Below are 210 nucleotides of genomic sequence, written 5' to 3'. Positions count from 1 at the left end.
GCAGACTTGACCTATATGCGGCTCCTGGAGTAAAGAGGGGGCATGACCCTGCGCGAAGCCCTGTCCCAGATCCCCGACCCCCGGGCCCGCAACCGGCAGTACCCCCTTTGGGGCCTCCTGGCCCTCATCCTGGTGGCTTTTCTTTCCCGCGTGGACTCCCTGAGGGGCGTGGAACGCTTCGCCCGCGCCAACCCCCACCTCTTGCCCCAC

General features: G+C 67.1%; 1 protein-coding gene. It reads left to right on the top strand.

The window, feature by feature from the left end:
* Positions 1 to 42 precede the first annotated feature (42 nt).
* Positions 43 to 210: transposase family protein (locus AC27GT_RS12680; RefSeq protein ID WP_487223762.1), on the top strand; the 168-nt coding region annotated here is incomplete at its 3' end.

This window comes from Thermus sp. KWY1, from assembly GCF_057547025.1.
This window is presented reverse-complemented; position numbering and strand designations above follow the sequence as displayed.